This is a genomic window from Polaromonas sp. P3_C2, from assembly GCF_056402675.1.
The window spans coordinates 1-1,843 of the sequence record NZ_JBFUGX010000970.1; the positions used below are offsets into that span (position 1 = coordinate 1).

2 protein-coding genes and 1 pseudogene are annotated in these 1,843 nt (G+C 62.1%); all 3 read right to left on the reverse strand.

Annotated elements, in window-relative coordinates:
- Positions 1-959 (reverse strand): annotated as a pseudogene (locus AC1DWI_RS23865) (ABC transporter permease subunit); the annotation flags it as partial.
- Positions 884-1,114 (reverse strand): hypothetical protein, encoded by a 231-nt coding sequence (locus AC1DWI_RS23870; protein WP_477726001.1) that lies wholly within the window; start codon positions 1,112-1,114, stop codon positions 884-886. The gene AC1DWI_RS23870 and the pseudogene AC1DWI_RS23865, both read right to left, overlap by 76 nt.
- Positions 1,114-1,843 (reverse strand): ATP-binding cassette domain-containing protein (locus AC1DWI_RS23875; RefSeq protein ID WP_477726002.1); only part of this gene is annotated, 730 nt, incomplete at its 5' end. The genes AC1DWI_RS23870 and AC1DWI_RS23875, both read right to left, overlap by 1 nt.

The window sequence follows — 1,843 nt, forward strand, 5'->3', positions numbered from 1 at the left end:
GCGCTCACGGCTTCAAATTCGCCATCAAGGCTCTTGAGTGCGGTTACGGCCGTCAGGTGGCCGGTGGTGTAGAAGTGCACGATGGTGCACAGCGTAAGCAGGGTCAGCGTGTGGTACAGGCCGTTCAGCGGATTGCCGGGCGCATTGAAAAAGAAGATGTAGCCCAGTCCCAGCACCAGGCCGGGCACGGCCATGGGCAACATGGCCAGCATGCGCACAAAGCCGCGCAGGCCGTCCATGCCTTTGGTTTTTTCGAGCAGGTAGGCGCTGCAAAACACCAGAGCGGTGCCGAAGAAGGCCGTGCCCGCCGCCATCTTCAGGCTGTTGAGAAACCCGACACCGACTTCCGCGTCGATCAGGCCCATGGTGTAGTGGCGCAGGCTGGGCTTCAGGTTGTAGGGCCAGAAGCTGGCGAAGGATGCGAACACGGCCATGCCCAGCATGGCCAGCACCAGGAAGGCAATGGCACAGCAATACAGCGTCATGACCCGGTCGTAGCCGCGCGAAGGCGTGGGCCGGTAGGGCACGGCACGCGCCGTCAGCATCGCGGTCTGGCGTTTGCTGACGTAGCTGTCTACCGCGAATGTCAGGACGGCGGGCGCCAGCAGCAAGATGGCGACCACTGCGCCTTTGGCGAAATCCTGCTGGCCGATCACCAGCTTGAAGACGTCGGTGGCCAGCACATTGAAGTTGCCGCCTATCACCTTGGGAATGCCGAAGTCCGTCATGACCAGCGTGAAGGTGACGAGCGCCGCGGAAATAAGGCCATATTTGGCACCGGGCAGCGTGATGGTGAAGAACTTGCGCCTGGCGCTGGTGCCCATGGCATTGGCTGCCTCGTACAGCCGGGCGTCGGACAGGCTGAGCGCGGTGACCAGAATCATCAGCGCATGCGGAAACACCGCAAAACATTCGGCCACCACAATGCCGGGCGCACCATAAATCTGGTCAATGCCGATACCCGCACGGCCTGCTGCAGGATGGCCAGCAACGGGGCTGCCAGAAACGCTATCAAAATAATAGCTGCCAGCGCAAGGGCAGCATAGGCCAGGTGGTCAATCCAGTGCACACGCTGCCGCACCAGGGGCAAAGCAGGAGGTGTATAGACGGGCATCAGAACACCTTGATGCGCTCTGGCAGCAATTTGAGGGGAAGGGACGAGCCGACCTGCAAGGACTGCTCCGACAGGAAATTGAGTGAGAGGTAAACCGTGAGCTTGTGGCTGCCCAGTGCAGGAGAGGTCACGTGAACGTGGCAGAAGGAGCCGAGGAATTCGATCTTTTCGATGGTGGCGTCGAACACGTGGGCGTCATCCGCTGCAATGGGCCGGGCAAGCACATCTTCAGGGCGCAGGTAAACCTTGACCTCGCGGTCGGCTCCGTCGCAAGGCAGGCACAAGGTGCCGAACCTCATCTGGCCGCCGTTAACATGCGCCGGCATGACGTTGACCTTGCCGACAAAGTCCGCCACAAAGGGCGAAGCCGGCTCGCGGTAAATCTCCATCGGTGTTCCCACCTGTTCGATCAGGCCGTGATTCATTACCACGATGCGGTCGGCCACGCTCAAGGCTTCTTCCTGGTCGTGCGTCACCATGATGGTGGTCACGCCCAGTTTTTGCTGCAACGCGCGGATTTCCTGGCGCAGGCGTACGCGCTCCAGTGCATCGAGTGCCGATAGCGGCTCATCGAGCAGCAGCAAGCCCGGCGAGGTGGCCAGCGCGCGTGCCAGCGCGATGCGCTGCTGCTGGCCGCCCGAGAGCTGGCTGGGGTACTTGGCTTCACTGCCCGGCAGGCCCACCAGCTTGACCAGCTCGCTCACGCGTTGGGCGGCCTCGGCCTTGGGC

Bases quoted from the DNA above. Each gene is read 5' to 3' on its own strand.
- AC1DWI_RS23870 (WP_477726001.1), bottom strand. From the start codon at position 1,114: ATGCCCGTCTATACACCTCCTGCTTTGCCCCTGGTGCGGCAGCGTGTG.